Annotated in this window: 5 protein-coding genes; 1 reads left to right on the top strand and 4 read right to left on the bottom strand. The window is 73.6% G+C overall.

Features of this window, described 5'->3' with window-relative positions; translation table 11 throughout:
• Positions 1–120: 120 nt before the first annotated feature.
• From ACFV1L_RS07495 to ACFV1L_RS07480, 4 genes are all read right to left on the bottom strand, one after another.
• On the bottom strand, positions 121–1,101 hold the full coding sequence (locus ACFV1L_RS07495) for a hydroxyacid dehydrogenase (protein ID WP_380364008.1): 981 nt from the start codon (positions 1,099–1,101) through the stop codon (positions 121–123).
• 113 nt (positions 1,102–1,214) lie between these two features.
• Positions 1,215–2,114 carry a carbohydrate ABC transporter permease gene (locus tag ACFV1L_RS07490; protein ID WP_380363779.1) on the bottom strand — a complete coding sequence of 300 codons (900 nt, stop codon included), beginning with the start codon at positions 2,112–2,114 and terminating at the stop codon, positions 1,215–1,217.
• Positions 2,111–3,088: a carbohydrate ABC transporter permease gene (locus ACFV1L_RS07485; protein ID WP_380363777.1), complete on the bottom strand. Its 978-nt coding sequence runs from the start codon at positions 3,086–3,088 to the stop codon at positions 2,111–2,113. Before ACFV1L_RS07485 ends, ACFV1L_RS07490 begins: the two co-directional genes overlap by 4 nt.
• Positions 3,088–4,443, bottom strand: a complete 1,356-nt coding sequence (locus tag ACFV1L_RS07480) for an ABC transporter substrate-binding protein (RefSeq protein WP_380363776.1) — start codon at positions 4,441–4,443, stop codon at positions 3,088–3,090. Before ACFV1L_RS07480 ends, ACFV1L_RS07485 begins: the two co-directional genes overlap by 1 nt.
• 318 nt (positions 4,444–4,761) lie before the next feature.
• On the opposite strand from ACFV1L_RS07480, the gene ACFV1L_RS07475 reads away from it, so the two are divergent.
• The gene (locus tag ACFV1L_RS07475; protein ID WP_380363774.1) at positions 4,762–6,672 is read left to right on the top strand and encodes a DUF2264 domain-containing protein; all 1,911 of its coding nucleotides are present in this window, start codon (positions 4,762–4,764) and stop codon (positions 6,670–6,672) included.
• Positions 6,673–6,691 lie beyond the last annotated feature (19 nt).

Genomic DNA, 6,691 nt, shown 5'->3' with positions numbered 1-6,691 from the left:
GCCGCGGCCCCGGCCCGGTCCTTCAACCCCCCCGCACCGCGCCCCGCCCCCCCCGGGGTCCCGCGCCCCCCCCCCGCCCCCCCCGGGTGGTACCCCGGGCGGGCGCCTGCGGTGGGACGGTCACGCCGTGCGGGCGATCTCCTCGCGGGTGACCGGGTGGGCGAACGGCAGGCCCCGGGTGTAGCGGGCGAGTTCGTCCGCGGCGGCGGCGGCCATCCGGTGGAGTTCGCCGCCGAGGGAGCCGGCGACGTGGGGGGTGAGGAGCACGTTGGGCAGGTCGTAGAGGGGGGAGTCGGCGGGCAGGGTCTCGGGGACGGTGACGTCGAGGACGGCGTCGATGCGGCCGGAGACGAGTTCGGCGGTGAGGGCGTCCTGGTCGATCAGGGAGCCGCGGGAGGTGTTGATCAGGGTCGCGCCGTTCGGCATCAGGGCGAGCCGGCGGGCGTCCACCAGGTGCCTGGTCTCCGGGAGTTCGGGAGCGTGCACGCTCAACACGTCGGAGCGGGCGCACAGTTCGTCCATCGGAACCAGCTCGGCGCCGAGCCCGGCCGCCTGTTCCGCCGTCACGTACGGGTCGTGCAGCAGGAGTTCGAACTCGTAGGGCGCGAGCAGCTCCAGCACGCGGCGGCCGATCCGGGAGGCGCCGACGATGCCGACGGTGCGCCGGTAGTTGCCGGTGGCGGCGTACGCGGCCTGCCAGTCGTGCGGCGCCCGCCGGGCGCGGTAGTCCGCGGCCAGCCGGAGCACCGGCTTGTTGCTGAACAGCACGGCGGCGACGGTGAATTCGGCGACCGGCAGGGCGTTCGCCCAGGCGGCGGAGGTGATGCCGAGGCCGCGCTCCCAGCAGGCGTCGGTGACGTGGTGCTTGACCGAGCCGGCCGCGTGCAGCACGGCGCGCAGCCGGGGGGCGGCGGCCAGGACGGACTCCGTGAGCGGCGGGCAGCCCCAGCTGCTGATGATCACCTCGGCGGACCCGAGGGCGGCCGCGCCCTCCGGGGAGGAGAAGTCGTCGACGATCAACTCCGGGTCGATGTCGGCGAGTTCGACCAGCCGGGCCATGGTGTCGGGAGAGATCAGCCGGGCGGCGAGGTCGCGGTGCATGGCGAGCAGGGCGCGCGGGCGGGTCCGGACAGTGGCGTCGGAGGGCGGTGCCTCGGCGGACGCGGAGTTGGGCATGACGGGGCTCCCCAGAAGGCGCAGTGGAAATGGAGGGGTTACTTGACGCTGCCGGCGGTCAGTCCGGCCTTCCAGTGGCGCTGGAGCAGCACGAAGGCGATGACCAGCGGCAGGATGGCGAGCAGCGAGCCGGTGACCACCAGCGGGTAGTACTCGGGGAAGGCGTGGGTCTGGGCGTTCCAGGAGTACAGGCCGAGGCTGACCGGGAAGAGCCGGTTGTCGGAGAGCATGACCAGCGGCAGGAAGAAGTTGTTCCAGATCGCGGTGAACTGGAACAGGAAGACGGTGACGAAGCCGGGCATGACCATCTTCAGGCCGATCGACCAGAAGGTCCGCAGCTCGCCCGCGCCGTCCATTCGGGCGGCCTCCAGGGTCTCGCCGGGCACGTAGCCGGCGCAGAACACCCGGGCCAGGTACACCCCGAACGGGTTGACCAGCGAGGGCAGCAGCACCGCCCAGTAGGTGTTGACGATGTGCAGCTGGGAGGCCAGCAGGTACATCGGCAGGGCCAGCGCGGTGGTCGGGACCAGCACGCCGAGCAGCACCACGCCGAACAGCTTCTCCTTGCCGGGGAAGCCGTAGACGTGGAACGCGTAGCCGGCGCAGACGCAGATCAGCGCGCACAGCAGGGCCCCGATCCCGGCGTACAGCAGGGAGTTGAGGTACCAGCGGAAGTAGATGCCGTCGCCGGCGGTGGCCAGCTCGTGCAGGTTCTGGCCGAGGTGGAAGTTGCCCGCGCCCAGCGAGCGGCCGCCGATCAGGTCGGCGGTGTTCTTCGCGGAGGCGGTGAGCAGCCAGCCGAGCGGCAGCAGCGTGTACAGCGTGGCGAGGACCAGCGCGCCGTTGACGGCGGTCCTGGACATCGTCCACGGGCGGCGGCGCGGCTTCCCGGCGGCGGCCTCGACGGCGGGGCGCACGGGGGTGAGGGTGCTGCTCATCGGGCGGTCTCCGTCCGCTTCTCGGTGCGCTTCTCGGCGCGCTTCTCGTCGCGGCCGCGGGTGAGGCGGGTGACCACGAAGGACAGCGCGGCGGCGACCAGGGCGAGGAGCACCGAGGACGCGGCGGCCAGGCCGTAGTCGTTGCGGTCGAACGCGGCGGAGTAGGCGTACATGTTGGGGGTCCAGGTGGAGCCCACGCCGGGGGCGACGTCGTGCAGGATCACCGGTTCGGTGAACAGCTGGAGCGAGCCGATGACGGTGAACAGGCCGACCATCACCACGGAGGCGCGGATCAGCGGGATCTTCACGCTGAACGCGGTCCGCAGCGGCCCGGCGCCGTCGACCACGGCGGCTTCCAGCACCTCGCGCGGGATGGCCTGCAGCGCGGCGTAGAAGATCACCATGTTGTAGCCGGTCCACTCCCAGACCGCGATGTTGACGATCGCGGGGAGCGGGTGCCCGAACACGTCGAGCTGGGTGCCGGCCGAGTCGAGCGCGTCGACCACGGGGCTGATGCCGGGGGTGTACAGGTACGTCCACACCAGGGCGGCGATGATGCCGGGGACGGCGTGCGGCAGGAACAGCGCGAGCTGGAAGAACCGCTTGGCGCGGGCCAGCGCGGAGTCCAGCAGCAGGGCGACGGCCAGCGACAGGCCGAGCATCAGCGGGATGTACAGCAGGCAGTACTGGGCGGTGTTCCAGAAGCCGTCGCGGAACGCGGCGTCGCCGAGCGCCCTGGTGTAGTTGCCGAGGCCGGTGAACACCTGGGTGGTGGTGCCGCCGAAGCCGAGGCCGGAGCGGCGCTCGCTGAACAGGCTGAGGTAGACGGCGTAGCCGATCGGGATCAGCGTGCAGGCGGTGAACAGCGCCAGGAACGGGGCGAGCAGGACGGCCGGGGCGCCGAGCGGGGCCCGGCGCTTCCGGGTGCCCCGGGCGGCGGGGGCGCCGCCCGGGACGGTGCTGCTGCCGGACATCAGCCGGCCACCTTCAGACCGCGGTTCTTCAGCTCGGCGAGGGTGGCCTGCTGGGCGGCGTCGACGGCGGCCGGCACGGTGCCGCCCTGGCCGATCTTGCCGAAGGCGTCCTTCATCGCGCTGTTGGTGGCGCCCATGGTCGGGCCCCAGGACCAGTTCGGCTTGATGGACCTGGCGGCGTCCTGGTAGATCGCGTAGACGTCCTGGCCGCCGTAGAAGTCGGTCTTGAACGCGGCCTTGGCGACCGGCACCAGCTCCGGGTCGGCCGGGTAGGCGGAGGAGCTGCCGGAGGCGATCCGGGCCTGGATGCCCTCGGGGGTGGTGGTCGCCCAGGTGGCGAACTCGACCGCGGCCTTGGCCTTCTTGCTGTCCTTGGAGACGGCGAAGGTGGTGCCGCCGAGCATGCCGGAGGCGGGCTGGCCGTCCCAGCTCGGCATCGGGGCGACGGCCCACTTGCCGTTGGCGGCCGGGTCGGTGCCGAGGGAGGACTTCAGCACGCCGCCGCCCCACGCGGCGCCGAGGTACGCGGCGGTCTCGCCCTTCTGCAGCGAGGCGGTCCACTGCTGGCTGAACGAGGGCTGGACCCGGACCAGGTCGTCGGCGATCAGGCTCTGCCAGTAGTCGGCGACCTTCTTGGTCTCGGCGCCGGCCAGGTCGACCTTCCAGCTGTCGCCGCTGGTGCCGAACCACTTGGCGCCGGCCTGCCAGGCCATCGCCTCCAGGGTGTTCGGGTCGTCCGGGAAGAACGTGGCGATGCGGGTGTTGGCGTCGGCGGCCTTCAGCTTGGCCGCGGCGGCCTTGAACTCGTCCCAGGTCTTCGGGACGGCCACGCCGGCCTTCTCGAACAGGTCCTTGCGGTAGTACAGCGCCTGCGGGGAGGCGTCCAGCGGCAGCGCCCAGGTGGCGCCGCCCAGCGTGGTCAGCTCCATCGACTGCGGCAGGTACTTGCCCTTGAGGTCGGCGGAGACCAGCTTGCTGATGTCCTGCACCGCGCCCTGGCTGACGAAGTCCGGCAGCTGCGGGTACTCGACGTTGAACACGTCGGGGGCGTTGCCGGCCTTCACCGCGTTGGAGATCTTGGCGTAGCCGCCGGCGACGCCGGACGGGATCTCCTCGAAGGTGACCTGGATGTTCGGGTGGGAGGCGTTGAACGCCTGCACCACGTCCTTGGTGCCCTTGGCCCAGCCCCAGAAGGTGATCGAGACCGGCTTGCCGTCACTGCCCGCGTCGGCGCCCGAGGCCGACGTGTCGCCGTCGCTGCCGCAGGCGGCGAGCAGGGTCACGCCCAGGACGGTGGCGGTGGCGGCGGCGGCGAGACGGAGGGCTCTGCGGCGGTGGAGAGCGGGAGAGGACATGGCACGGCTCCTGTGGGGGTCCTTGAAACGCCGGGTAGGTACCCGATCGCCCGATTTGAGCAGGTCGGGCCGGGTTGACCGCTATCTTGGGACGGCCTCCGATCAGTCGTCAAGAGATCGGGATCAAATGATCCGCAATGATCAGTCACATTTGCCCGGACAGACGGCGTTCACCTTGTGTTTTCGGCGTTCTCCCGGAGGTCACAATCGGATCAAGGCGATCATTCGATCAGCGATCCTTGACGGGGCGATCACCTCTTCCTAGGGTCGGCCGGGTATCCCCGCGCCCACCCCGCGCCCACAGGAACCGAGGCCGCCATGCCGCACCTGCTCCCCCTCCCGCCGGAAGACCGCGCGCTCAGCCCGCACACCGGCTGGACCAGGGCCCACTGGGAGGCCGCCGCCGACCGGCTGCTGGCGGCCGTCCGCCCCTACGCCGGGCCGGCCGACGCCCTGATCAACCTGCCCGGCGCCCGGCCCAGCTGGTCCGGCCACCGCTCGGACGGCCTGGAGGGCTACGCCCGCACCTTCCTGCTCGCCGCGATCCGGGTGGCCGGCGCGGACGGCGACGACCCCACCGGGCTGCTGGAGCGCTACGCCGCGGGCCTCGCCGCCGGCACCCGCACCCCCACCGCCGAACGCGACCTCGCCGACGGCGACCTCACCTCCTGGGGCGCCGTCACCGACCGCGGCCAGCCCATGGTGGAGGCCGCCTCCGTCGCCATCGGCCTGCGGCTGACCCGCCGCTGGCTCTGGGACCGCCTCGACCCCGCCGTCCAGGAACGCGCCGGCGCCTGGCTCGCCCAGGCCCTGCACCGCCGGCCGGTCGACAACAACTGGTGGCTGTTCCCGCTCACCGTCGGCGGCTTCCTCGCCGAGGTCGGCATCGACACCGACGCCGCGAACGCCGCGATCGACCGCGGCCTGGAACGCATCGACCGCTGGTACCTGGGCGACGGCTGGTACACCGACGGCCGCCCGCGCGCCATCGACCACTACAACGGCTGGGCGCTGCACCTGTACCCCGCGCTGCACGCCCACCTGGCCGCCGACCCGGCGCTCACCGCCCGCTACGGCGCGCGCCTGCACGCCTACCTGGCCGACTGCTCCCGGCTGTTCGACGCCACCGGCGCACCCGTCCACCAGGGCCGATCGCTCAGCTACCGGTTCGCCGCCGCCGCCCCGCTGTGGGCCGGCGCGCTGCTCGGCACCACACCGCTCGCCCCCGGCACCACCCGCCGGCTGGCCTCCGGCGCGCTGCGCTACTTCCTCGACCGCGGCGCCGTCGACGAGCGCGGCCTGCTCACCCTCGGCTGGCACGGCCCGTACCCGCCGATCGTCCAGCCGTACTCCGGCCCCGCCTCCCCGTACTGGGCGTCCGGCGGCTTCCTCGGCCTGCTGCTGCCGCCCGAGCACCCGGTGTGGACCGACCCCGAGACGCCCTCCCCCGCCGAGGCCGCGGACGCCGTCACCCCGCTGCCCGCCCCCGGCTGGCTGGTCCAGTCCACCGCCGCGGACGGCCTGGTCCGCCTGCACAACCACGGCAGCGACGACCAGCCCGCGGACGCGCCGGTCGCCGACGACCCGCTGTACTCCCGCCTCGCCCACTCCACCCGCACCGGCCCGAACGCCGCCGCCGGCGACAACCACTTCGCCCTGCTGGTCGGCGGCGAGCCCACCGAGCGCGGACCCGTCACCCCGCTCGGCGCGGGCCGGGCCGGCGCCGCCGCCTGGGCCGCGTCCTCGCACCGCCCCCGGCACGCCGGCGCCGAACTGCCGGGCGTCACCGTCACCTCGCTGACCGTCGTCCACGGCGCCGACGAGGTCCGGGTGCACCGGGTGGACGGCGCGGCGCCCGGCACCGCCGTCCGCGAGGGCGGCTGGGCCGTCACCGGCGCCGCGCCCGCCACCGCCGTCGCCGGCACGCACGCCCGGATCACCGGCGACGACCGCCTGCACACCGAACTCCGCGCCCTGCACGGCTGGTCCACCGCCGCCGTCTCCCCCGCCCCCGACGGCACCGCGTTCGGCCCCACCGCCGCCGTCGCCCACCTGCACGGCGCCCTCGCCGGCCGCACGGCCGTCCTGGCCACCGCCGCCCGCCTCACCGCGAGCCCGGACCCGCTCCCCCCGCTCACCGCCCTCGCCGTCGCCCTCGCCGACCACGGCCTCGCCATCACCTGGCCGGACGGCACCACCACGGACCTCGCCTTCCCGCCCGCCTCCTGACGCCCGCTCACCAGCCGGT

This window comes from Kitasatospora sp. NPDC059646, assembly GCF_042734615.1.
GTDB lineage: Bacteria > Actinomycetota > Actinomycetes > Streptomycetales > Streptomycetaceae > Kitasatospora.
The sequence above is the reverse complement of the archived record's forward strand: the minus strand, read 5'-3'. Positions and strand labels throughout refer to the sequence as shown.